Origin of the sequence: Pseudomonas sp. TH08, from assembly GCF_016651275.1 — a bacterium.
In the GTDB taxonomy this organism is placed as follows: Bacteria; Pseudomonadota; Gammaproteobacteria; order Pseudomonadales; family Pseudomonadaceae; genus Aquipseudomonas.
In genome coordinates this window covers 1,338,750-1,362,908 of record NZ_JAEKEE010000004.1, presented here as the reverse complement: position 1 = coordinate 1,362,908, position 24,159 = coordinate 1,338,750, and the positions used below count along the sequence as shown (strand labels likewise).

General features: G+C 58.6%; 23 protein-coding genes and 2 pseudogenes. 6 read left to right on the top strand and 19 right to left on the bottom strand.

Features of this window, described 5'->3' with window-relative positions; genetic code table 11:
• Positions 1-58: 58 nt before the first annotated feature.
• Positions 59-793, bottom strand: coding sequence for a fumarate/nitrate reduction transcriptional regulator Fnr (gene fnr / locus JFT91_RS23090; protein ID WP_016984742.1), 735 nt, complete (start codon positions 791-793; stop codon positions 59-61).
• 154 nt (positions 794-947) lie between these two features.
• On the opposite strand from fnr, the gene JFT91_RS23085 reads away from it, so the two are divergent.
• Positions 948-1,430: a hypothetical protein gene (locus tag JFT91_RS23085; protein WP_201227236.1), complete on the top strand. Its 483-nt coding sequence runs from the start codon at positions 948-950 to the stop codon at positions 1,428-1,430.
• Here the strand turns inward: JFT91_RS23085 and hemN are convergent.
• The 6 genes from hemN to ccoG all read right to left on the bottom strand — a co-directional run bounded on the left by hemN (position 1,427) and on the right by ccoG (position 8,576).
• Positions 1,427-2,809 (bottom strand): oxygen-independent coproporphyrinogen III oxidase, encoded by a 1,383-nt coding sequence (hemN, locus tag JFT91_RS23080; protein WP_201233949.1) that lies wholly within the window; start codon positions 2,807-2,809, stop codon positions 1,427-1,429. The genes JFT91_RS23085 and hemN overlap by 4 nt on opposite strands.
• A 275-nt stretch (positions 2,810-3,084) precedes the next feature.
• A complete protein-coding gene (locus JFT91_RS23075) occupies positions 3,085-3,768 on the bottom strand; it encodes a sulfite exporter TauE/SafE family protein (protein ID WP_039770036.1) in 684 nt (227 codons plus the stop codon).
• Positions 3,761-3,973 carry a cbb3-type cytochrome oxidase assembly protein CcoS gene (gene ccoS / locus JFT91_RS23070; protein ID WP_122592544.1) on the bottom strand — a complete coding sequence of 71 codons (213 nt, stop codon included), beginning with the start codon at positions 3,971-3,973 and terminating at the stop codon, positions 3,761-3,763. Before ccoS ends, JFT91_RS23075 begins: the two co-directional genes overlap by 8 nt.
• Before the next feature lie 22 nt (positions 3,974-3,995).
• Positions 3,996-6,446 carry a heavy metal translocating P-type ATPase gene (locus tag JFT91_RS23065; protein ID WP_201233948.1) on the bottom strand — a complete coding sequence of 817 codons (2,451 nt, stop codon included), beginning with the start codon at positions 6,444-6,446 and terminating at the stop codon, positions 3,996-3,998.
• 163 nt (positions 6,447-6,609) lie between these two features.
• Positions 6,610-7,149, bottom strand: coding sequence for a FixH family protein (locus JFT91_RS23060; protein ID WP_201227232.1), 540 nt, complete (start codon positions 7,147-7,149; stop codon positions 6,610-6,612).
• 11 nt (positions 7,150-7,160) lie between these two features.
• Entirely contained in the window at positions 7,161-8,576 is a 1,416-nt protein-coding gene (ccoG, locus tag JFT91_RS23055; RefSeq protein WP_201233947.1) for a cytochrome c oxidase accessory protein CcoG, read from the bottom strand.
• 422 nt (positions 8,577-8,998) lie between these two features.
• Here ccoG and JFT91_RS23050 point away from each other — a divergent pair, with 422 nt between their 5' ends.
• Positions 8,999-9,997: a metallophosphoesterase family protein gene (locus JFT91_RS23050; RefSeq protein ID WP_242489336.1), complete on the top strand. Its 999-nt coding sequence runs from the start codon at positions 8,999-9,001 to the stop codon at positions 9,995-9,997.
• Between the two features lie 36 nt (positions 9,998-10,033).
• Here JFT91_RS23050 and JFT91_RS23045 read toward each other — a convergent pair whose 3' ends face one another.
• On the bottom strand, positions 10,034-10,297 hold the full coding sequence (locus JFT91_RS23045; protein ID WP_201233946.1) for a hypothetical protein: 264 nt from the start codon (positions 10,295-10,297) through the stop codon (positions 10,034-10,036).
• Between the two features lie 193 nt (positions 10,298-10,490).
• On the opposite strand from JFT91_RS23045, the pseudogene JFT91_RS23040 reads away from it, so the two are divergent.
• A pseudogene (locus JFT91_RS23040) lies at positions 10,491-10,982 on the top strand (metallophosphoesterase family protein); the annotation flags it as partial.
• A 94-nt stretch (positions 10,983-11,076) separates the two neighbouring features.
• On the opposite strand, the gene JFT91_RS23035 reads toward JFT91_RS23040, so the two are convergent.
• From JFT91_RS23035 to ccoN (JFT91_RS22990), 10 genes are all read right to left on the bottom strand, one after another.
• The gene (locus JFT91_RS23035; RefSeq protein ID WP_201233945.1) at positions 11,077-11,484 is read right to left on the bottom strand and encodes a type II toxin-antitoxin system VapC family toxin; all 408 of its coding nucleotides are present in this window, start codon (positions 11,482-11,484) and stop codon (positions 11,077-11,079) included.
• Positions 11,485-11,739 carry a type II toxin-antitoxin system Phd/YefM family antitoxin gene (locus JFT91_RS23030; protein ID WP_201234040.1) on the bottom strand — a complete coding sequence of 85 codons (255 nt, stop codon included), beginning with the start codon at positions 11,737-11,739 and terminating at the stop codon, positions 11,485-11,487. It lies immediately after the preceding gene.
• A 171-nt stretch (positions 11,740-11,910) separates the two neighbouring features.
• Complete coding sequence (gene ccoP / locus JFT91_RS23025) at positions 11,911-12,894, bottom strand: cytochrome-c oxidase, cbb3-type subunit III (RefSeq protein WP_108226615.1); 984 nt, start codon at positions 12,892-12,894, stop codon at positions 11,911-11,913.
• Positions 12,891-13,076, bottom strand: a complete 186-nt coding sequence (locus JFT91_RS23020; protein WP_003175465.1) for a CcoQ/FixQ family Cbb3-type cytochrome c oxidase assembly chaperone — start codon at positions 13,074-13,076, stop codon at positions 12,891-12,893. The genes ccoP (JFT91_RS23025) and JFT91_RS23020 overlap by 4 nt, the downstream gene beginning before the upstream one ends.
• Positions 13,077-13,081: 5 nt before the next feature.
• Positions 13,082-13,690 carry a cytochrome-c oxidase, cbb3-type subunit II gene (gene ccoO, locus JFT91_RS23015; RefSeq protein ID WP_064116879.1) on the bottom strand — a complete coding sequence of 203 codons (609 nt, stop codon included), beginning with the start codon at positions 13,688-13,690 and terminating at the stop codon, positions 13,082-13,084.
• Positions 13,690-15,132, bottom strand: coding sequence for a cytochrome-c oxidase, cbb3-type subunit I (gene ccoN / locus JFT91_RS23010; protein WP_201227229.1), 1,443 nt, complete (start codon positions 15,130-15,132; stop codon positions 13,690-13,692). The genes ccoO (JFT91_RS23015) and ccoN (JFT91_RS23010) overlap by 1 nt, the downstream gene beginning before the upstream one ends.
• Positions 15,133-15,613: 481 nt before the next feature.
• On the bottom strand, positions 15,614-16,567 hold the full coding sequence (gene ccoP / locus JFT91_RS23005; protein WP_201227228.1) for a cytochrome-c oxidase, cbb3-type subunit III: 954 nt from the start codon (positions 16,565-16,567) through the stop codon (positions 15,614-15,616).
• Positions 16,564-16,761, bottom strand: a complete 198-nt coding sequence (locus JFT91_RS23000; RefSeq protein WP_103303919.1) for a cbb3-type cytochrome oxidase subunit 3 — start codon at positions 16,759-16,761, stop codon at positions 16,564-16,566. The genes ccoP (JFT91_RS23005) and JFT91_RS23000 overlap by 4 nt, the downstream gene beginning before the upstream one ends.
• Positions 16,762-16,764: 3 nt before the next feature.
• Complete coding sequence (gene ccoO, locus JFT91_RS22995) at positions 16,765-17,373, bottom strand: cytochrome-c oxidase, cbb3-type subunit II (protein WP_003223389.1); 609 nt, start codon at positions 17,371-17,373, stop codon at positions 16,765-16,767.
• 10 nt (positions 17,374-17,383) lie between these two features.
• On the bottom strand, positions 17,384-18,808 hold the full coding sequence (gene ccoN / locus JFT91_RS22990; protein ID WP_201227227.1) for a cytochrome-c oxidase, cbb3-type subunit I: 1,425 nt from the start codon (positions 18,806-18,808) through the stop codon (positions 17,384-17,386).
• Between the two features lie 95 nt (positions 18,809-18,903).
• Between ccoN (JFT91_RS22990) and JFT91_RS22985 the strand changes: the two genes are divergently transcribed.
• The 3 genes and pseudogenes from JFT91_RS22985 to JFT91_RS22975 all read left to right on the top strand — a co-directional run bounded on the left by JFT91_RS22985 (position 18,904) and on the right by JFT91_RS22975 (position 22,294).
• The gene (locus tag JFT91_RS22985; protein ID WP_201233944.1) at positions 18,904-19,581 is read left to right on the top strand and encodes an alpha/beta family hydrolase; all 678 of its coding nucleotides are present in this window, start codon (positions 18,904-18,906) and stop codon (positions 19,579-19,581) included.
• Between the two features lie 919 nt (positions 19,582-20,500).
• On the top strand, positions 20,501-20,863 hold the full coding sequence (locus tag JFT91_RS22980; protein ID WP_201233943.1) for a DUF6124 family protein: 363 nt from the start codon (positions 20,501-20,503) through the stop codon (positions 20,861-20,863).
• 1,067 nt (positions 20,864-21,930) lie between these two features.
• Positions 21,931-22,294: pseudogene (locus JFT91_RS22975) on the top strand (DUF6124 family protein).
• 276 nt (positions 22,295-22,570) lie between these two features.
• On the opposite strand, the gene aer reads toward JFT91_RS22975, so the two are convergent.
• Positions 22,571-24,136, bottom strand: a complete 1,566-nt coding sequence (gene aer / locus JFT91_RS22970) for a methyl-accepting chemotaxis protein Aer (RefSeq protein ID WP_201227224.1) — start codon at positions 24,134-24,136, stop codon at positions 22,571-22,573.
• Positions 24,137-24,159: the final 23 nt, after the last annotated feature.

Below are 24,159 nucleotides of genomic sequence, written 5' to 3'. Positions count from 1 at the left end.
GCTGCAAACGGCGCAGTATACCCGCGGCTGAAACGCTTCGCTCAACCGCGGATCGAGATCAGCCGTCGATCGAACCGCCGGCGAGCGCGCAGAGCTGGATCGGGTCGAGGATGTGGATCTCTTTGCCCTCGGCGGCGATCAACTCGTTCTGCTGGAAGCGCGTGAATACGCGGGACACGGTTTCCACCGCCAGACCCAGGTAGTTGCCGATTTCATTGCGCGACATGCTCAGGCGGAACTGGTTGGCCGAAAAGCCCCGAGCGCGGAAGCGCGCGGACAGGTTGACGAGGAAGGTTGCAATGCGCTCGTCGGCGGTTTTCTTCGACAACAGCAGCATCATTTGCTGGTCATCGCGAATTTCGCGGCTCATCACGCGCATCAACTGACGACGCAACTGCGGCAATTGCAGGGCCAGTTCGTCGAGGCGTTCGAAGGGGATTTCGCAAACCGAGGTGGTTTCCAGCGCCTGGGCGGACACCGGGTGTTTCTCGGTGTCCATGCCGGACAGGCCGACCAGTTCGCTCGGCAGGTGGAAGCCGGTCAATTGCTCTTCGCCACTGTCGCTCAGGCTGAAGGTCTTGAGGGCGCCGGAGCGTACTGCATAAACGGAATCAAACGTGTCGCCCTGACGGAACAGGAACTCACCCTTTTTCAGCGGGCGGCCGCGTTTAACGATTTCGTCCAGCGCATCCATGTCTTCCAGATTCAGAGAAAGTGGCAGGCAGAGAGGGGCCAGGCTGCAATCCTTGCAATGGGCCTGGTTGTGAGCGCGCAGTTTAACTGGCTCGGACATTTCTTAAATCCTTGTGGGAAAACACACATAAGCCGTAAGGGTAACCCACAGGAGGACATTCAGGCCAGTCTGAGGCGACTTTGTCCTACGGCCATAAAGCCGCAGGGCAAGCCGCCGATAAACAGGTATCAGCACGCATACAAGGAACGACTCGATGACCGCTATTGGTACGCTGGGCCCCGGTAGCAGCGACGTTGCGGCATTGCCGGAGACGTTTAAAGCTGCTTCAGGCAATACACGCGAAGACGGCTTGAACGAGGAGGCAACCCCGACCTTGGTCGAAGGCGTCAAAGTGTCGCTGTCTGGAGCCTCCATCGAGAAATCCGCGAGTGCGGGTGGCGATAATCGCGACATCGAAGAAAGCGGTTTGCCCGAGAACATCCAGCAATTGCTGAAGATGATCCGCAAACTGCAAAAAGAGATTGCCGAGAAAAAGGCGCAGATCGAAAAAATCATGGCCGACAAGCGCCTTTCCAACGAAGAAAAAATCATCAAGGTTGCCAGCCTGCGTGGCGCCATTGCTGCGTTGAACACCGGTCTGATCACCGCCAATCTGGCTTTGTCGAAAGTGGTGGGCCAGTCGGGTCTGACGTCCGAGCAAAACATGCAAGTCGGTTCATTGCTGATGAAAAACTAAATCACCCGCGAGAAACGCTGACGGTTCTGTTGCTCCAGATACGCGTCGAACGCCATGCACACCGAGCGCACCAGCAGGCGTCCGGCGGGCAATACTTCGATCCGCTCGCGATCCAGTGTGATCAGGCCATCGTTGGCCATGCCTTGCAGTTGCGGCCACAGCGCGCCGAAATAACCTTGAAAGTCGATATTGAACATCTGCTCGATCTCGGCAAATTCCAGGCTGAAATTGCAGATCAGTTGTTGAATCACTGCCCGCCGCAGTCGGTCGTCGGCGTTGCACACCAGGCCTCGGCTGGTCGCCAATTGCGCGGCGGCGAGGGTGTTCTGGTATTCGTTGAGATCGCTGCTGTTCTGGCAGTACAGATCACCGATCTGGCTGATCGCGGAGACCCCCAAACCAATCAAATCGCAATGACCGTGGGTGGTGTAGCCCTGGAAGTTGCGTTGCAGCGTTTCTTCTTCCTGGGCAATCGCCAGTTCATCGTCGGGCAGGGCGAAGTGGTCCATGCCGATATAGCGGTAACCGGCGGCGGTGAGTTGCTCGATGGTGCGCTGGAGCATTTCCAGCTTCTGCGTCGGGCTCGGCAGCTCGCTGCCGTTGATCCGCCGCTGGGGCATGAAGCGTTCAGGCAAGTGCGCGTAGTTGAACACCGAGAGGCGATCCGGTTGCAGGCTGATGACTTCCTCGACGGTGCGCGCGAAGTTGTCTGGCGTCTGCTTGGGCAAACCATAGATCAGGTCGATATTGATCGAGCGAAATTGCAGAGTGCGCGCCGCGTCGATCACCGCGCGGGTTTCTTCCAGGCTTTGCAGGCGATTGACCGCGCGTTGCACCGCCGGGTCGAGGTCTTGCAGACCGATACTGACGCGGTTGAAACCGAGTTCGCGCAGCAGGCCCATGGTCGACCAGTCGGCCTCGCGCGGGTCGATTTCGATGCCGTAATCGCCAGAGTCGTCATCCAGCAGATTGAAGTGTTTACGCAGATGCGCCATCAGCTGACGCAGTTCGTCGTGGCTGAGAAAGGTCGGGGTGCCGCCGCCAAAGTGCAGTTGCTCGACTTTCTGCGCGGGGTCGAGGTGGCAGGCGATCAGCTGGATTTCCTGCTCCAGGCGTTGCAGATACGGCAGTGCGCGGCCGCGATCCTTGGTAATGACCTTGTTGCAGGCACAGTAGTAGCAAATGTTCGCGCAGAAGGGCACGTGCACGTACAGCGACAGCGGGCGCAGCGCTTTGCGGCTGTCGCGCAGGGCATGGAACAGGTCGAATGTGCCGACCTGACTGTTGAATTGCACGGCCGTCGGATACGAGGTGTAACGCGGCCCCGCCAGGTCGTAGCGGCGGATCAGATCAAGGTCCCAACGAATGGCGTCGAGCATGCGGGCATTCCCCCGGATAGGCTGGCAGTGTGGCGAGTCTATCGGGGTGCGGCGATGGGGCTGTTGATTTGCATCAACGGTGGTTGAAGGGTTTGCCTGGATTTTGTGGTGAGGGGATTCAGCGAAACGTCGCACCGCCCCGATGGGGCGCGAAGCGGTCCCCTACATTCTTCCAGTCATACCTTGCTGACAGGTCTTACGACTGCTTCGCAGCCGGTCGGGGATAAATCCCCTCACCACAGTAGATATCACTGGCTCAATTTCTTGGGTTCATGTCAGTGACCCATCAACCAATGCTGATGCGGGCCGGGCAGGGTCCAGATGCCGAAGAGGATCACCAGCAATCCACCCGCCATGCGCACGCTGCGTTTGCGCAGCAGCGCGGTGACTCGCTCGGCGGCCAGCCCGGTGGCGAGCAAAACCGGCCAAGTGCCGAGGCCAAACGCGAGCATCAGCAACGCACTGTCCAGCGCATTGCCCTGGCTCGCCGACCACAGCAGCGTGCTGTAAACCAATCCGCACGGCAGCCAGCCCCATAATGCGCCAAGCAATAGCGCGCGGGGCAGGCTCGACACCGGCAGCAAACGGTTGGCCACCGGTTGGATGTAGCGCCACAAACCGCGGCCCAGGCTTTCGATGCGCGTCAGGCCGCTCCACCAACCGGCCAGATACAAGCCCATGGCAATCAACAGCAACCCGGCCAGCACGCGCATGAACAGCGCGGCGGGGCTGTTGGCCACCGCCCAGCCAGCAAGGCCGATCAGCAACCCGGCGGTGGCATAACTGAGAATTCGCCCAAGGTTGTACGCCAGCAGCAAACGAAAGCGCCGACTGCGTTGTTCCTTGGGAATCGCCAATGTCAGCGCGCCCATCAAACCGCCGCACATCCCCAGGCAATGCCCGCCGCCGAGCAGGCCGAGGATCAGCGCCGACACCAGCAGTGGCGCCAGTTCAAGCATGGGGTGGCGCCTTGTCGTCCGGTTTGTTCGCGTTGGCTTCGTCGACGGCTGCAGTGTGGTTCGGGTCCTGGTCGTCGAACAGGATGCTGTGGGCCGGGCCGTCGAGATCGTCGTACTGGCCGCTGTCCACCGCCCAGAAAAAAATGTACACGGCGATGGCCACGATCAGCAGGGCGGCCGGGATCATCACGTAGAGAGCTGGCATCTGTACTCCATGCCCGCGCGGCTCAGGCCGGCAGCGGGCGGGTTTCTGACGAAGTGCGTGCAGCCGGCGCGCTCGGCAGACGAGTCAGGCGCAGGGCGTTGAGCACCACGGTCAACGAACTGATCGACATGCCGACGGCGGCCCACACCGGAGTGATCCAGCCGAGGGCGGCGAACGGCAACATGAGGCCATTGTACAGCGCCGCCCACAGCAGGTTCTCGATGATTACCCGACGGGTACGCCGCGCCAAGGTGAAGGCTTGTACCAGTGCGTCGAGGCGATTGGACAGCAGCACGGCGTCGGCGCTGGTTTTTGCCAGATCAGTGGCCGATCCCATCGCCACGCTGATGTCGGCTGCAGCCAGCACGGGCACGTCGTTGACGCCGTCGCCAAGCATCAGCACCTTGCGACCTTCCTTGTGCAACTGTTGCAGCACTTGCAGCTTGTCATCCGGGCGCAGGCCGCCACGGGCCTCGTCAATGCCCAGTTCAGCTGCAACGCTGGCGACCATCGGCGAGCTGTCGCCGGACAGCAGCAAGGTGCGCCAGCCACGGGCCTTGCACGCAGCGAGCAGGGCGGGCGCATCGTCGCGCAAGCGGTCATCGAGAACAAACCACGCCAGCGGCCCCGAGCTGTCACCGAGCAGCAACCATTGGCCCGCCTCGTCCGGCAGTGTTGGCAAAGGCGAGCCGCTGAGGGCGCAGACGAATTCCGCCTGACCGATGCGCAAACGCTGTTCGCCGACCAGACCTTCAAGACCCAGTCCCGGTGTGCTGTGGACTTCTTCCGCTGCCAGCGGTGCACGGCCGAAAGCCCGGGCGATCGGGTGTTCCGAACGGTTTTCCAGTGCGGCGGCGAGGCTCAGGCATTGATCACTGTTGAGCGTCCTCAGCGGACGGATCGAGCGCAGTACCAAGCGACCTTCGGTGAGGGTGCCGGTCTTGTCGAAGATCACCGTATCAATCTGATTCAGACCTTCCAGCACGTGACCGCGAGTCAACAACAGACCGAGTTTGTGCAGGGTGCCGGTGGCGGCCGTGAGCGCGGTCGGCGTTGCCAGCGACAATGCGCACGGGCATGTCGCGACGAGCATGGCGAGGACGATCCAGAACGCGCGCGACGAATCCAGCTCCCACCACAGCAGTCCGATGGCGGCCGCGGCGATCAGCGACAACAGCAGGAACCATTGCGCCGCGCGGTCGGCGATTTCCGCCAGGCGCGGTTTTTCCGCCTGGGCACGGTCAAGCAGGCGGACGATGGCCGACAGGCGTGTTTCCTGGCCTAGCGCCAGCACTTCCACGGTGAGGGCGCCTTCAACGTTCAGCGTGCCCGCCGTGACGGCATCGCCCAGGGTACGCGGCTGCGGCAGGTATTCGCCGGTCAGCAGCGACTCATCGATGCTCGACTGACCGTCGAGGATCTTGCCGTCCGCCGGCAGGATCGAGCCCGCTTGCACCAGAATTCGGTCGCCCAGGCGCAATTCGCTGAGCAGGATGCGTTCGCTCTGACCTTCTGCATCAAGGCGCAGACACGAGGCCGGCAGCAAATTGACCAGTTGCGCCGTGGCGGCGGCGGTTCGTTCACGCGCGCGACGTTCCAGATAGCGCCCAGCGAGCAGGAATAGGGCAAACATGCCGACTGCGTCGAAATACAATTCGCCGACGCCGGTGATCGATGTCCAGATCCCGGCGATGTAGGCGCTGCCGATGGCCAGCGATACCGAGACGTCCATGGTCAGATGCCGTGTGCGCAAATCGCGCATCGCCCCTTTGAAGAACGGCGCGCAACTGTAGAACACGATCGGCGTGGTCAGAAACAACGCGACCCAGCGCAGGATCGTGTGCAGCTCGGGACTGAGGTCGATGTTGAATTCCGGCCATGTCGCCATGGTTGCCATCATCGCCTGGAACCACAGCAGCCCGGCCACGCCGAGTTGGCGCAGGGCGAGACGATTTTCACTGGCCAACTGTTCGCTGGCGCGGTCGGCCTGATAGGGGTGCGCGGCGTAACCGATGTGGCGCAGTTCGGCGAGGATCTGGCTCAGCGGCACTTGCGCATCGGCCCAGCGTACGTGCAAACGATGGTTGGACAGGTTCAGCCGTGCCTCGGCGACGGCGGGTAGCGTGCGCAGGTGTTTTTCGATCAGCCAGCCACACGCGGCGCAACTGATGCCTTCCATCAGCAGCGTGGTTTCGGCGAGGTCGCCTTCATGGCGGACGAAAGGTTTTTGCACATCGGCGCGGTCGTACAGCGCCAGCTCATCCACCAGTTGCACCGGTAGCGCTTCGGGGTTGGCCGACGCTTCGCTGCGATGCTGGTAATAGCTTTGCAGCCCACCAGCGACGATGGCCTCGGCCACGGCCTGACAGCCGGGGCAGCAGAACTCGCGGGACTCCCCGAGCACGACAGCGGTAAAGCGGCTGCCGGACGGCACGGGCAGGGCGCAGTGGTAGCAGGGGAGTGGGGTGGTCATTTCTGTTGCCATGAAAATCTATTGTGGCGAGGGAGCTTGCTCCCGCTCGGCTGCGAAGCAGTCGCAAAGCAGCAGACTCACTATGTCTGAATGAACCGTAAAGCCGGTTTTGGGGGCGCTTCGCACCCCAGCGGGAGCAAGCTCCCTCGCCACAATGGCAAGGTTACTTTTTCAAGTCTTCGGCGCCTTGCAGCGGTTCGTCACCGAGCAGCAGATCCTTGTCATGGCTCACCAGCTCTTCTTCGAACATGCGCCACACGTGGTCATCCTGACTGCCGAGCAATTCGACAAAACGACGACCTTCGACTTTATCGCCGAGTTGACCGATATAGCGACCGGCTTCGGTTTCGCTGCGGGTCAGGACGATCTTGCGATCCTTCTCCGGTTGGGTCGGCGAGATCAGATTCAGTTCCAGGGTCTTGGGCTGGCTGGCGCCGCTCAAGCGCAGATCGACTTCGCCGGTCACGTCATCCAGATGCACGTTGGCGCGCATCTTCAGGTTCTGCGCGAGCAACTCGCGATCCAGCGAACGGTTGATGCCTTTGCCGGCCTCGTAGTAATTGTCGTTGACCAGGTTGTCCGGGTTGTTCACCGCGATGGTCACCATCGACAAGGTCAGCGTCACCGAGCAGGCCAGAATCCCGATGATGATCCATGGCCAAAGGTGCTTGTACCAGGGGCTTGCGGCGTTTGCTGCGGGCATGTTCAGTTCTCTCAACGGATTTGTGGGCCGATGAATCGGCTCTTGGCTTCAACGTGGACGCTGTCGTCATCGGCATCCTTGAGGATGAATTTCACCTCGTTAGTGCTCGATGGCAGTTGTTCCGGTGCGCTCGACAGTTCGACCGGCATGCTGACTATGTCGCCGGCCGCGACCTTGATCTCGCGCTTGCCTTGCAGGCGCAGATCCGGCAAACCGCCAGCTTCCAGCAGGTAAGTGTGGTCGCGCTGGTCTTTGTTCATGATTTTCAGGCTGTAGACGTTCTCGATCCGGCCTTCGGCGTTTTCGCGGTACAGCACACGGTCCTTGCTGACGTCGAAACCAACCAGCGAGCGCATGAAGAACGCGGTCACCAGCAGGCTGATCATCGCTAGCAGCACAATGGCGTAGCCGATCAGGCGTGGCCGCAGTTTATGGGTTTTCTGCCCGGACAGGTTGTGTTCGGTGGTGTAGCTGATCAGGCCGCGCGGGTAGTCCATTTTGTCCATGATGCTGTCGCAGGCATCAATGCACGCGGCGCAGCCAATGCATTCGATCTGCAGGCCGTCGCGGATGTCGATGCCGGTCGGGCAGACCTGCACGCACATCGTGCAATCGATGCAGTCGCCGAGTCCCAGGGCCTTGTAGTCGACGCCTTTCTTGCGCGGGCCACGGCTTTCCCCGCGACGTGGATCGTAGGAAACGATCAGCGTGTCTTTGTCGAACATCACGCTCTGAAAGCGCGCATATGGGCACATGTAAATGCACACCTGCTCGCGTAACCAACCGGCGTTGCCGTAGGTGGCGAGGGTGAAGAAACCGACCCAGAAGTACGACCAGCCATCGGCCTGGCCGGTGAAGAATTCGAACACCAGTTCGCGGATCGGCGAGAAGTAGCCGACGAAGGTCATGCCGGTGACGAAACCGATCAGCAACCACAGCGCGTGTTTGGCGAATTTGCGTGCAAACTTGTTGGCGCTCATCGGCGCCTTGTCGAGCTTGATGCGTTGGTTGCGGTCGCCTTCGGTGACCTTCTCGCACCACATGAAAATCCATGTCCACACGCTTTGCGGGCAGGTGTAACCGCACCAGACTCGGCCGGCATACACCGTGATGAAGAACAGGCCGAAGGCGGCGATGATCAACAGACCCGAAAGCAGAATGAAATCCTGTGGCCAGAAGGTCGCGCCGAAGATGAAGAACTTGCGCTCGGGCAAATTCCACCACACCGCTTGATGGCCGCCCCAGTTCAGCCACACCGTACCGAAATACAGCAGGAACAATGCCGCGCCGCCCATCATCCGCAGATTGCGGAACAGGCCGGTGAAAGCGCGGGTGTAGATTTTTTCTCGAGAGGCGTAAAGGTCAACGCTGTTGTTCGCGTTTTTGCTCGGTGGTGTGACGTCGTGTACCGGAATCTGGTTGCTCATCATTGCATCCCACGGCAGTGGAAAAATGCCTCGGTCGATACGTGCCAACCGCGGTCAAAAAGGAGTGTTGCAGTGGCGCAATGATACGCCTGTCGCTCTAACTCAAGGGTGCGACCTTTGGTCGCGTTGGGTAAAAAACCCGAATGGTGTAGCGAATGTAACAAAGCATGATGCAGGTCAATTGACTTGTAGAGTATGGCTGAGTTTTTGCGGCTGCAGGCGAATCCGTAAACAGCGTCCTTCAGCAATTTCTTAGTGATACAGGTTTGAACTTTAATGGTTTTTTGTTTGGGGGCGGAAAGGTAGTAAGTGCAGTTAATTAATTTGCAATGGATTTGCAGTTTTGTTCTTTTCGATTTTCCATTAACTTCCGATTGCGATTACGTTATCGCTATTTCTCAATTGAAAATAAAAGGAATTATATGAAGGCTCTATTTAATAAAAGCCGAATTGTCTGTGCGTTTGTATGCGTATTTGGTTTTATTTCGCCCATGGTGCTGGCTGAACAAAATCCCCACTACATGGTATTTGCATCCGACCCTCAATACCCCTGGACGGACAAGACGGACAGTGGTGAAGCTGAGACTCAGCCGGAAAAGGAGGCCCGTTCCCGACAGCTCATCGAAAGCCAGTTTTCGGATATTGCGAGTTTCAGGAAGAACTTCAGTACGTCCCCTGAACATATTCCGGTCATGATCAATGGCGACATTACGGCCTACGGTCATGGCTGGCAGCGCAGTTGGTTGCGGCCGGTAATGGGTAAGTACTTTGGCGAGAATGTGCTTTACGGTCTCGGCAATCATGATTATGAAAACAACAGCTGTTTCTCTGAAAACTGTGCTGCCGGTAGTATTACCGACTTCGAAGAACATCATCGAGGCAAGGTCGATAGTCTGGACCTGAATATCAGTGGGCCTGTCTTCAATAGGCTTTATTCCGGAAGTCTGGCTTATTCCAAAGATGTTGGGGATGTGCATCTTGTACAGTTGCACAACGAACCGACGTACTCAGTACGTATTGCAAGCGCCTGGAACCCTACGACCTTTGAAATCAAGGATTCGCTGGATTGGCTGGAAAAGGATTTGAAGGCTGCGCGTGATCGTGGGCAAATCATCATTGTCAACATGCACAAGCCCGGTCAATGGCAGGGAACGACGCAACAGATCGAGCGTTTCAATAAGTTGATTAACACTTACAACGTCACGGCGGTATTCGCCGGGCACTTTCATCAATCGGTAGGACGCAGTCTTTACGCTTACCGCTATTTCGGCAGCGTACCAGTGTTTCTAAGTGGTGCCGCTTCCCAGCAAACCTACCTGATCGCCGGTTTTTCCAGCGACAGGAAAAGCCTGACTATCAGCCAGGTCAACGGCAACAACTGGCCAAGTCGTGTGGTGTTGGACACGATTCCCGTGAAATAGGCAGGGTAGGCTTGAATAAAAAGACCCCGCCAATTCTCATTGGCGGGGCAATTGACTATAGACGATGCATGAGACTCGCTCTGACGAGCGAGCCTCGGGATTGCCTGGTAGTCGAGTCAGTAAGGCGTCAGTCCAGCCTTCCGCCGCCCAGGCTGTCGAGTCCGCTACCTGTTTTTTCTTCACGACTTCGACGGTGATGGAGTCATCAGGTGCAGGTGCAGGTGTAGCGGGGTCGACAGCTGGGTTGGTGTAGGTGAAGTCTTCGTGGGACTGCACGCAATCGTGATCGGATTCTCGCATGGCATTCTTCCTTGAAAAACAGCGGGCTGTAGGGGGCGGTCTGACGAGTGCTCGCCAGATGGAAAGAGAAAATACCGGTCGACAACGTGTGAGTCCATCGAGCATTTACCGCAAATCATGAGCACTCGTAAGCGTGATCATTAATGAGGGGCGAAATGGTTTTTGGTTGCTGTGGGGAAGTATGTTTTGAAGTTCGGGAAGCCTCGCTTACTCCAAGACCCTCGGCGATGTGCATCTGGTGCAGCTCAATAACGAGCCTACCTACATGACGAATATCTCCAGCGTCTGGAACCCCACCACATTCAACATCACCTGCGCACTGGACTGGCTGGAGACCGACCTCCGACTGGCGAGGGCTGCGGGGTACGCCATCATCAATATGCACAAGCCGCTGGAGATGAAGGGCGACGCGAGCCAGCAGAAGCGCTTTATCGAAATGATCAGGAAATATCAGGTCACTGCGGTATTTGCCGGCCACTTGCACAGGGACGGCGGAAATTCCTACTGGTTGGGGAATGTACCGATGTACCTGAGTGGTGCCACTTCTCAACAGACTTACCTGATCACCAGTTTTACCGAGGATCGCAAGCAGTTGCAGGTCTATCTGGTGACAGACAATCAATGGCAGAAACGGGAGTTGATCGACACCATTCCGGTGAAATCCATCTGGGCCAATCGGCCATGAAAAACGGCCCCGTCGGATGGCTGGCGGGGTCTTTTCAAATCGGCAGTTTGTAACGTAGGTATCACCGGTCCTTCGCCGTCAAAGGGCGAATTCATCAATCCCATGGATTGATGAGTGCCACGCCACTGCTTTGAAAATCGCCGGTATTGCGGGTCACCACCGTAAAACCATGAACCAATGCTGTCGCTGCGATCAGCGCATCGCTTTCGCTGGCGCGATCGGGAACATGCAGGCTGGCACAGCGAACGGCGACAGCTGCGTCAATAGGCAGGATTCTAGTGTCGAAGGCGGGGACTACGTGCCGTTTTAACCAATGGCGCAGTACCTTTCCCTGGTCGGAATCGCGACGCTCTATGCGCAGCACCCCTGTCTCCAGCTCCATCAAGGTAATCACAGACATAAACAGGCGTGACGCAGAAATACTCTTGGCCCAGGCGACGACATTCGCGTCAGCCTGCGGTTTGCGCAGTTCGGAAATCACATTCGTATCGAGTAAATACATTCAGGACAGATCCACAGGGCGGTGAGTGATCACGGCACGCTCGGTTTCGAATTCAATGTCTGCCGATTCAGGCATGACTAACAAATCGACGATGCTCGCGTTCGTACCCGTCAGTTTCTGGTACTCCTCAATGCTTAGCAGTACATGAGCAGGCTTGCCACGGTCGGTGATGATAACCGGCCCCTGACGCGAGGCTTTTTTGGCACTGCTTGTGTCTTGATTGAATTCGCGGCTTGAAATGGTGGTGATGGCCATCATGACGATCTCCCCTGAGTAAGGTTTGTAGAAACGTTACTACCGTGTTCGATGTGCGGCAACCTCTAAGCGCTTCAGAAAATAACCACTGGTCGTTCGATAAAGGAAGTAGAAGCAAAAAGGCCCCGCCAATTCTCATTGGCGGGGCCTTTTTCGCTGCAAGCGCCGGCGTTACTCGGCGTTCGCTTCCGGTGCTTTTTCACCGTGGGACAGGCTGTAAACATACGCCGCCAGCAGGTGCACCTTGTCGTTGCCTTGCAGTTGTTCCTGCGCTGGCATCTGGCCCTGACGGCCGTAACGGATGGTCTGTTGCAGTTGCGCAAAGCTTGAACCGTAGATGAACGCGCCCGGGTGGGTCAGGTTCGGCGCGCCCATGGCGGGGGTGCCTTTGCCCTCTGGACCGTGGCAGGCCACGCAGTTGGCGGCGAACAGTTTTCCGCCGTTTTCCGGGTCAGCCTTGGTGTCTTCCGGCAGTTTACGGCCATCGAGTTTGGTCACGACGAATGCAGCGACGTCGGCCACGCCTTGCTCACCAATGACTTCAGCCCAGGCCGGCATCACCGCGTGACGACCGCCCATGATGGTGGTCTTGATGGTTTCCGGTTCGCCGCCCCAGCGCCAGTCGGCGTCGGTCAGGTTAGGGAAACCGTAGGCACCCTTGGCGTCGGAACCGTGGCACACCGAACAGTTGGAGGCGAACAGGCGGCCACCCATTTTCAGTGCTTGCGGATCCTTGGCGACTTCTTCGATTGGCATCGCGGCGAACTTGGCGAAGATCGGACCAAACTTGGCGTCCGAACGAGCCATTTCCTTTTCCCACTCGTGCACGCCGGTCCAGCCCGTCTGGCCGTTGGCGAACGCGGTCTGCTTATCGTTATCGAGGTAGTTATAGCCCGGCAGCAGGCCTTTCCAGTTGCCCAGGCCAGGGTACAAAACCAGATAACCCAGTGCGAACACGATGGTGCCCACGAACAGCATGAACCACCATTTCGGCAGTGGGTTGTCGTACTCCTCGATCCCGTCGAAGGAGTGCCCGACCGTCTCGTCCGTCTGTTCGCTGCGCTGGCCCTTGCGGGTCGACAACAGCAGCCAGGTCAGGGCGAAGATCGTACCGAGACTGAGGACTGTGACGTACAGACTCCAGAATGTAGTCATTCTTTGTTACTCCTAGAAGCTTGCTCGACGTGCTTGATGGCTTCGGGATCATCCGCAAAAGGCAACAAGGTCGCGTCTTCAAACTCCGACTTGCGCTTGGGGCTGAACACCCACAACGCCAGACCGATGAAGGCCACCATCACAACAACGGTGCCCAGGCCACGAATCATCCCGATATCCATCCAGATCACCGTTTGCTTTTGATGATGGTGCCCAGGCCTTGCAGATAGGCCACCAGCGCGTCCATTTCGGTTTTGCCCTTCACGGCGTCCTTGGCCCCGGCGATGTCTTCGTCGGTGTACGGAACGCCGAGCGTGCGCAACACTTCCATTTTCTTGGCCGTGTCTTTGCCGTCGAGCTTGTTTTCCACGAGGAACGGGTAAGCCGGCATTTTCGACTCAGGCACCACGTTGCGCGGGTTGTACAAGTGCGCACGATGCCAGTCATCGGAGTAACGACCGCCCACTCGGGCCAGGTCCGGACCGGTACGCTTGGAACCCCACAGGAACGGGTGATCCCAGACGCTTTCACCGGCAACCGAGTAGTGGCCATAGCGTTCGGTTTCAGCACGGAACGGACGGATCATCTGCGAGTGGCAGCCGACACAGCCGTTGGCGATGTAGACGTCGCGGCCTTCCAGTTCCAGCGCCGAACGCGGCTTCATGCCTTCGACCGGTTTGTTGGTGACGTCCTGGAAAAACAGCGGAACGATTTGGGTCAGGCCGCCAACGCTGACGGCGATGACCATGAAGAAGGCCAGCAGGCCAATATTCTTCTCGACAGCTTCATGCTTCATCAGTGAGCTCCAACGACAGCGATCTGGGCGGCGGCTTCGGCTTCAGCCGAATTCGAGGCGAGCACGGTGCGACAGACGTTGTAAGCCATCAGGAACATGCCGCTGGCGAAGAATGCACCGCCCAAGGCACGAACGATGTAGCCCGGGTGGCTGGCTTGCAACGCTTCAACGAACGAGTAGGTGAGGGTGCCGTCGTCGTTGATTGCACGCCACATCAGGCCCTGAGTGATGCCGTTGACCCACATCGAGGCGATGTAGAGCACGGTGCCGATGGTTGCGAGCCAGAAGTGCGCGTTGATCAGGCCAACACTGTGCATCTGCGCACGGCCGAACAGTTTCGGGATCATGTGGTAGATCGCGCCGATCGAGATCATCGCTACCCAGCCGAGCGCGCCGGCGTGTACGTGGCCGATGGTCCAGTCGGTGTAGTGCGAAAGCGAGTTGACGGTCTTGATCGCCATCATCGGGCCTTCGAAGGTCGACATGCCGTAGAACGCCAGCGACACCACGAGGAAGCGCAGGATCGGGTCGGTGCGCAGCTTATGCCAGGCGCCCGAGAGGGTCATCATGCCGTTGATCATGCCGCCCCAGCTTGGCGCCAGCAGAATGATCGACATCGCCATGCCCAGCGATTGTGCCCAATCCGGCAGCGCGGTGTAGTGCAGGTGGTGCGGGCCGGCCCAGATGTACAGGGTGATCAGTGCCCAGAAGTGCACGATCGACAGGCGATAGGAGTAGATCGGACGTTCGGCCTGTTTCGGCACGAAGTAGTACATCATCCCCAGGAAGCCAGTGGTCAGGAAGAAGCCTACGGCGTTGTGGCCGTACCACCATTGAATCATCGCGTCGGTCGCGCCCGCGTAGGCAGAGTAGGATTTGAAGAAGCTCACCGGCAGGGAGGCGTGGTTGACGATGTGCAACATCGCCGTCACGACGATGAATGCGCCGTAGAACCAGTTACCGACGTAGATGTGCTTGGTCTTGCGCTTGGTAATGGTGCCGAAGAACACCAGACCGTAGGTGACCCAGACAATGGCCAGCAGAATGGCGAGCGGCCATTCCAGTTCCGCGTATTCCTTGGTGGTGGTGTAACCCAGCGGCAAGGTAATGATCGCGCCGACGATCACCGCTTGCCAGCCCCAGAAGGTGAAGGCTGCGAGGCTGTCGGATATCAGTCGCGTCTGGCAGGTTCGCTGCACGACATAGTAGGAAGTGGCAAACAGTGCACAACCACCGAAGGCGAAAATCACCAGGTTTGTGTGCAACGGGCGCAGGCGTCCAAAGCTCGTCCACGGCAGACCGAAGTTCAATTCCGGCCAGACCAGTTGCGAGGCGATGAAGACACCGAGCCCCATGCCAAGGATCCCCCAGACCACCGTCATGATGGCGAACTGGCGGACTACCTTATAGTTATAAGCAGTCGGACTGATTGCTGTGCTCATTCTAAGGTTCCACGGTTTGGGTGTTTTATTAGGATTAAAATCGGCCGCAAGTATGCAGAGAGCAGGGGGTCATTGCAACGCGCCATGACCTGGGTCAATGCTTTCCAACGCTGATTCTGCGGCCTTTCCATGCGCCGCGTAAGGTCAAAATTGGCCTCGGACAAAATGTCGCAGCGGACGAAAAAAGCGAGGGGTTCAGGTCACTTGTAACTGGGTGTGTTCCAACAGCCGGTTCGGCTGATGGACGGCAATCGGCGCGACAGCCGGTATCTACCGGCCTTTGCGGCGAGTCTGTCAGCCGATTCGACGAACACATCGCTCTGGGGCAACCTGGAACCGGCACGAGCCAGTCCGCATCGAGCAAGCGTAGACCCGAATCAGAGGAACCGAAAGGAGAGGGTGTGACGGGGTGCGACAATGCGTCGCAAAGGGGCGGGATGCTGCCGCACCGAGAATGGTGCGGCAACGTTGTACACATGGATTACTGTTTGTTGTCCTCAGTAATCAGTTTTTCTGTATTCAATCCGTGCGACAGACTGTACACATAAGCAGCCAGCAATTGCACTTTATCGTTGCCCAGCAGCTCGTTCTGTGCCGGCATGTGGCCTTGACGGCCATGGCGAATGGTCTGCTCGAGCTGCGTCAGGCTGGTGCCATAGATAAATCCAGCCGGGTGCGTCAGATTCGGCGCACCCATGGCTTCAGTGCCGTGGCCGGTTGCCCCATGACAGGCTACGCAAGTGGTGCTGAACGCCTGCTGTCCTGCTTGCAGATCAGCCTTGCTGTCCGCTGGCAGCGGCAGGCCGGCCAGTTCGTGACGCACGTAAGCGGCGACGTTCTTCACCCCGGCTTCACCCAACACTTCGCCCCAGGCCGGCATCGCCGCCATCCGCCCACCCATGATGGTGGTCTTGATGGTGTCGGCGTCGCCGCCCCAGCGCCAATCGCTGTCGGCGAGGTTAGGGAAACCGAACGCGCCTTTGGCATCCGAGCCGTGGCACACCGAGCAGTTGGAGGCGAACAGACGCCCACCCATTTTCAGCGCCTGCGGATCCTTCGCCACTTCTTCCAGCGGCATGGCGGCGAATTTGGCGAAGATCGGTCCGAACCTGGCGTCAGCCTTGCTCATTTCCTTCTCCCACTCGTGGACGCCGGTCCAGCCGTCCTCGTAGCCGGGCAGGATGCCTTTCCAGTTGCCCAGGCCCGGATAAAGGATCAGATAGCCCACGGAAAACACCAGCGTGCCGGCGAACAGCATGAACCACCACTGCGGCAGCGGGTTGTCGTACTCCTCGATGCCGTCGAAGCTGTGGCCCATGGTCTGGTCGACGCTGCCCTTGGTCTCGCCCCGACGCGTGCCGACCAGCAGCCAGGTCAGGCCGATCAGGCTGCCGATGGTCAGTACGCAGATCCACGTACTCCAGAAGGTGGTCATGGCCGGGTACTCCTTGGTTCAGATGCTGGGGTTGTGTCGGGTAGCGGTTCGTCGGCGAATGGCAGCAATCGCGCTTCGGCGAACTCCGGGGTGCGCTTGCGGTTGAACACCCACAAGGTCAGGCCGACGAAGGCGACGAACACCACGACCGTGCCGAGGCCGCGAATCAGGCCTGCACTCATTTCAATGACCATGGCTCACCTCTTGCTCTTGATCGCAGTGCCGAGCACTTGCAGGTAGGAGACCAGGGCGTCCATTTCGGTCTTGCCCTTGAGGCTGGCCACCGCGCCGCTGATGTCGTCGTCGGTGTATGGCACGCCGAGGGTGCGCATGGTCTTGAGCTTGGTTTCGGTGTGGCTGCTGTCCACCGCTTGCGTGACCAGCCATGGGTAGGCCGGCATTTTCGACTCAGGCACGACGTTGCGCGGGTTGTACAAGTGCGCGCGGTGCCAGTCATCCGAGTAACGCGCGCCGACCCGGGCCAAGTCCGGACCGGTGCGCTTGGAGCCCCACAGGAACGGGTGATCCCAGACGCTTTCGCCGGCCACCGAGTAGTGCCCGTAACGTTCGGTTTCGGCGCGAAACGGGCGGATCATCTGCGAGTGGCAGCCGACGCAGCCTTCGCGAATGTAGATGTCGCGGCCTTCCAATTGCAGCGCGGTGTAGGGCTTCATGCCTTCCACCGGTTTGTTGGTGACGTCCTGGAAGAACAGCGGGACGATCTGGGTCAGGCCGCCGATGCTCACGGCAAACACCATGAGCAACATCAACAGGCCGACGTTCTTTTCAATCGTTTCGTGTTTCATGGCGGACTCCTCAGGCCATCTGCGCGGCAGCGACGACGTCAGCAGGCTGCGAGGCCCGCACGGTGCGCCAGGTGTTGTAAGCCATCAGGAACATGCCGCTGAGGAAGATCGCCCCACCAATCAGCCGCACGACAAAACCTGGGTGGCTGGCCACCAGGGTTTCGACGAAGGAGTAGGTCAGCGTGCCGTCCTCGTTCACGGCGCGCCACATCAGGCCCTGGGCGATGCCGTTGACCCACATCGAGGCGATGTAGAGCACGGTGCCGATGGTCGCGAGCCAGAAATGCGCGTTGATCAAGCCGACGCTGTGCATCTGCGCTTTGCCGAAGATTTTCGGGATCATGTGGTACAGCGCGCCGATGGAAATCATCGCCACCCAGCCGAGCGCGCCGGCGTGAACGTGGCCGATGGTCCAGTCGGTGTAGTGGGAGAGGGCGTTAACGGTTTTGATCGCCATCATCGGACCTTCGAAGGTCGACATGCCGTAGAACGCCAGCGAGACCACGAGGAAGCGCAGGATCGGGTCGCTGCGCAACTTATGCCAGGCGCCCGAGAGGGTCATCATGCCGTTGATCATGCCGCCCCAGCTTGGCGCCAGCAGTACCAGCGACATCACCATGCCCAACGACTGCGCCCAGTCCGGCAGCGCGGTGTAGTGCAAGTGGTGCGGGCCGGCCCAGATGTACAGAGTGATCAGTGCCCAGAAGTGCACGATCGACAGGCGATACGAGTACACCGGACGTTCGGCCTGTTTCGGCACGAAGTAGTACATCATCCCGAGGAAACCGGCGGTGAGGAAAAAGCCTACGGCGTTGTGGCCGTACCACCATTGCACCATCGCGTCGGTTGCACCGGCGTACACCGAGTAGGACTTGGTGAAACTTACCGGCAACTCAAGGTTGTTGACGATGTGCAAAATCGCCACGGTGATGATGAACGCGCCGAAGAACCAGTTGCCCACATAAATGTGCTTGGTCTTGCGCTGCATGATCGTGCCGAAGAACACGATCGCGTAGGCGACCCAGACGATGGTGATCAGGATATCGATCGGCCATTCCAGCTCGGCGTATTCCTTGGAGCTGGTGTAACCCAGTGGCAGGCTGATCGCCGCCAGCAGGATCACCAGTTGCCAGCCCCAGAAGCAGAACGCGGCGATTTTCGGCGCAAACAATTGGGTCTGGCAGGTGCGCTGTACCGAGTAGAAGGAACTGGCGAACAGGGCGCAGCCGCCGAACGCGAAGATCACCGCGTTGGTGTGCAGCGGGCGCAGGCGGCCGAAGCTGGTCCACGGCAAATTGAAGTTGAGTTCGGGCCAGACCAATTGGGCCGCGAGAAAAACCCCGAGCCCCATGCCGACGATGCCCCACACCACCGTCATAATGGCGAATTGGCGGACCACCTTGTAGTTGTAGGCGGTACTGATAGAAGTGTTCATGGTTCCCCATCCACGGTTCAGCCGAAGTGAGCGCGCGCACAACACGCGGCGAATCCTTCGTCTGGAGTTATAGGCAGACTAAAAGCGAGGCAAGCATGGACAAACAGCACAAGGCCAGTATTGACGGGGATCAATGGGCGCAGTGCGTGCGTGATCATGGGTGGCTCTGGAACGCCGCCAGTGGTGAGGCTTCGGCGACGTTGATCCTCGCCCACGGTGCTGGTGCGCCGATGGATAGCGACTGGATGAACGACATGGCTGAACGCCTTGCCGGGCTTGGGGTGAACGTGTTGCGGTTTGAGTTTCCTTACATGGCCCAACGTCGTGTTGATGGCGGTAAACGTCCGCCGAACCCGGCGCCGAAACTGCTTGAGTGCTGGCGTGAGGTGTATGGCTTGGTGCGACGTCATGTCACTGGGGTTTTGGCCATGGGTGGTAAGTCCATGGGTGGGCGGATGGCGAGTCTTTTGGCTGACGAATTGGGCGCCGATGCGCTTGTTTGTCTCGGGTATCCGTTTTATGCGGTTGGGAAACCCGAGAAGCCGCGGGTTGAGCATTTGGCGGGGTTGAATACACGGACTTTGATCGTGCAGGGGGAGCGGGATGCGCTTGGCAACCGTGAAGCTGTCGAGGCGTATGCGTTATCGCCGAGTATCAAGGTGTATTGGCTGGTGGCCGGGGATCATGATTTGAAACCGCTCAAGGTTTCCGGGTTTACCCATGAACAGCATTTGGCTAGCGCCGCGCAGAAAGTAGCTTCGTTTCTTCGGTAATGTTTGGGTGCATATCCATTGCTGCGGCAACGGCCACTTAGGGTTTCGCCCTGACGGCGACTCACTTTTTTTACAAACGCCTAAAAAAAGTAAGCAAAAAAACGCTTGCTCCTACGTGCGGCCCGCTCGCTGGGGCTCGGGGTTCCTTCGCTGCGGGATCGATCCGGGGGGCATCGCCTACGGTTTGCTGCGCTGCACCTCCTCTCGATGTGTTTGGCTGCGCCAAACGGTCGCTGCGCTCCCACCCCCGGATCAATCCCTCCACTCAGCCTTCCGACGTCGCCCGTGGATCAAGATCAAGAGCTGCAGCCGAGCTAACGCTCATCCTGCGAGTGGTGCGGCTGCGCCGCGAGTTTCATGTAGGAGTTGCCGCAGGCTGCGATCTTCTGATCTCGCTCTTCGTAGGAGCAGAGCTTGCTCGCGAAGGCGGCCTACCGGCCGACCAGTCTCTTACTGATGAACCCGGTTCAACTGTGGGAGCGAGCCTGCTCGCGAAGGCGGCCTGACAAACAACATCAAAAAAACAGAGCAACTTCCCGTCTTTTCTGCCCATAAACGCAATCCAGCGAACACGTTTAAATTACACAACCCGTTACGCCACAAGGCTTACAACACCTTGCGCCGTTGCCTACGCGTACTACAGAATCCGCCGGCTTACACGGCTATGGAGCGGGCTATATCGTTTGCCTGTCACTGAAAAATAGTGATCGGGTTTGGTAGCCCGTCTTTAATTGCCGTGTGACGACACCTTATGCAGTCTCTTTTTGGAGGCTGTTTTTATGGTGGCCATGCGTGGGGCTCATTCGTGAGCGCCGGGTTTCTATTCCGCTTAGACCGGTCTACCAACCCGCGCATGGCCGCCACCCTCGTTTGGTAGCGAGAGTGATGGCTCCTTATTGTTCAAATTGGAGCTTTATCTATGTTCAAAATTACGCCCAACCCACCCAGCACCGATCCAATTCCCCACGACCCCGCGCTCGACTCACAGAAGGTCAAAGAAGCGACCGATCGCGCCCTCGACTACTACCTCAGCCCCGAAGCCCTGGCGGCTCCACCAAGCTCGCCAAAATTTCGCCCCGTCTATCTCGTCGACCCCACGCTGGATGACGAAACCCTACTCGTCGAAGCCTGCGAGTCACTGTCGTTCGCCCATGCCATGGCCGGCAACATCGCCAATTCAATCGGTGGCCCGGAGCGCAAACCGCTGCTGGCGCTGCAACAGGTGATCATGCTCAACGAACTATTGGTCAATCGTCTGCTGGATAACTTCCGTTTGCCTTAAGAACGGCGCTGGCGGTCAGCCCTCTTCGCGAGCAGGCTCACTCCTACAGGGGATTTGTTGTCGGGCACGTAATCGGTGATCACCGCAGACCCAATGTAGGAGCGAGCCTGCTCGCGAAAGCGGTCTCTCACGCAGCATCAATTTCAGACAGGCAACAAAAAGCCCGGACGCTTTCGCTATCCGGGCTTTCAAGATCAAAAGATCGCAGCCTGCGGCAACTCCTACAGTGATTGGTAGGAGCTGCCGAAGGCTGCGATCTTTTGATTTACTTTGTAATAGGTAGCCTGCCAGTGATCACAAATTTATCGAACACTTTCTGCCCATCACGCGCGGCTTGCCGAACATCGAGGAATGTCAGTTCATCACAAAGTTTCTGTTTTTCGGGTTTTCGGGTGGGGTGTGTATTCATGCTGACCGGTCCGCGTGATTGAGTAGCGACAGGCAAACGATAGAACCTGGCCTCAATGAGCACCAGTCGGCGCATTCTGGCGCAGTTGTAGGCAGTGTCTGCATTGTTTGAGCGAGATCGTAGCCGGTAGAGAAGGCCTCTTCGCGAGCAGGCTCACTCCTACAGGAGATCTTGGTCGGGCACTTAATCCGTGATCACCACAGAACCAATGTAGGAGTGAGCCTGCTCGCGATGACGGCCTGCCAGACAACATCAATAGAGCAGGGGATCACCTGCGCCATCGATGCGTAAACGCAATCCAGCGAACACGTTTAAGTTACACAACACGTTACGCCACACGGCCTACAACACCTTGCGCCGTTACCTACGCGTACGCCAGAATCCGCCGGCTTACACGGCTATGAGGCGGGCGGTATGGTTTCCCTGTCACTGAAAATCAGTGATCGGGTTTGGTAGCCCGCTTTAAATTGTCGTTGTCGCGACACCTTCGATGCTGTCTCTTTTTTGAGGTATGGCTTTGTATGGTGGGCATGCGTGGGGCTCCTCTGTGAGCGCCGGGTTTCCCGATTTGACCGGTCTACCAACCTGCGCATGGCCGCCACCCGCGTTTGGTAGCGAGGGTGATGGCTCCTATTTATTTCGATACGAGTCTTCATCTATGTTCAAAATCACGCCAAACCCACCGCATATCGATCCAATCCCCCCACGACCCAGCGCTCAGCCCGCAAAAGGTAAAAGAAGCGACAGATCGCGCCCTCGACTACTACCTCAGACCCGAAGATCTGACGGCTCCGCCACCTTCGCCCAAATTTCGCCCTGTCTATCTCGTCGACCCCACGCTGGATGACGAAACCCTGCTCGTCGAGGCCTGTGAATCGCTGTCGTACGCCCATGCCATGGCCGGCAATATCGCCAACTCGATAGGCGGCCCGGAGCGCAAACCGCTGCTGGCGCTGCAACAGGTGATCATGATGAACGAGCTGTTGGTCAATCGATTGCTGGATAACTTCCGTTTGCCTTAAGAATGGCGTTGGCGGTCAGGCCTCTTCGCGAGCAGGCTCACTCCTACAGGGGATTTGTTGTCGGGCACGTAATCGGTGATCACCGCAGACCCAATGTAGGAGCGAGCCTGCTCGCGAAAGCGGTCTGTCACGCAGCATCAATTTCAGACCGGCAACAAAAAGCCCGGACGCTTTCGCTATCCGGGCTTTCAAGATCAAAAGATCGCAGCCTGCGGCAGCTTCTACATTGGAATGCATTTTCCTGTAGGAGATGTCGAAGCCTGCGATCTTTTGCTTTTAGCGGTTAAACCGCTCCACCAACGAGTACTGCGTATTCGCCGTCTTCGTCAGCTCTTCACTCAGCAACGCCGAGTTTTGCGCCTGCTCGGACGTCTGATCCGCCAACTCCGAAATGTTGCTGATGTTGCGGCTGATCTCTTCAGCCACCGCACTTTGCTCTTCGGTGGCTGCGGCGATCTGCGTGGTCATGTCGGTGATGTTGGCCACCGCTTCACTGATGCCGACCAATGCCTGATCCGCTTCCAGTACGCGCGCCACACCTTCTTCAGCCTGGCGATGCCCGGCTTCCATGGTTTGCACGGCGCTCGACGCGGTCTGCTGCAACTTGGCAATCAAGGCATGGATCTGCCCGGTCGATTCGCTGGTGCGTTGCGCCAGTTGACGAACTTCGTCCGCCACCACAGCAAACCCACGACCCATTTCACCGGCACGGGCCGCTTCGATGGCGGCGTTGAGCGCGAGCAGGTTGGTCTGGTCGGCGATGCCTTTGATCACGTCGACCACGCCGCCGATTTCGTCGCTGTCCTTGGCCAGTTGCGTCACGGTCAGACCGGTTTCACCGACGACTACGGACAGACGCTGAATGGCTTCGCGGGTTTCGCCTGCGATGTCACGACCGCGACCGGTCAGGCGATTGGCTTCCTGAGTCGCGTCAGCGGTGCGCTGTACGTGGCTCGCCACTTCCTGCGTCGTTGCGGCCATCTGGTTGACGGCGGTGGCGACTTGTTCGGTTTCCACGCGTTGACGTTCCAGGCCGATGGAGCTGTTGTGCGCCAGCGAGTCGGACTGCTTGGCCTGATCGGTCAGGTGTTCGGCGGTGTCCTGCAGACGCGTCAGGCAGGTTTTCAGGCGGGCTTCCTGGCTGAGGATCGACATCTCCAGACGCGCCTGGGCGCCACGGCTGTCGGTGTACATCTGCGCGATCAGCGGGTCGGAGGTGGTCTGTTCGGCCAGACGCAGCAGGCGCTTGAGCCCGCGTTGTTGCCACTGCAGACCCATCAGGCCCAGCGGCACCGAAAGACCTGCCGCCAGAGCAAAGCCCCAATGCGAGTTCAACGTCGCGCCGATCACGAAGCTCAGTTGGCTGACCAGAATGAACGGCAGCCAGTCCTGTAGCACCGGTAGCCATTTGTCGCTGGAAGGGATCGCTGACTTGCCCTGGTTGATGCGTTGGTAGAGCGCTTCGGCACGGCGGATCTGTTCGGCGGTGGGTTTGATCCGCACCGACTCGTAACCGACCACCTGATTGCCCTCGAACACCGGCGTTACATAGGCGTTAACCCAGTAATGGTCACCGGTCTTGCAGCGATTCTTGACAATGCCCATCCATGGCAAGCCTTGTTTCAATGTGCCCCACATGTGCGAAAACACCGCAGCCGGAACGTCTGGGTGACGGACCAGGTTGTGCGGCGCACGGATCAGTTCTTCTCGCGAAAACCCGCTGATCTCAACGAAAGCGTCGTTGCAGTAGGTGATCACGCCCTTGGCGTCGGTTGTGGAAATCAACCGTTGCTGAGCCGGGAAAGTCCGTTCGCGTTGTGTGATGGGCTGGTTATTACGCATGGTTTTTCAATCCGCAAGGCTTT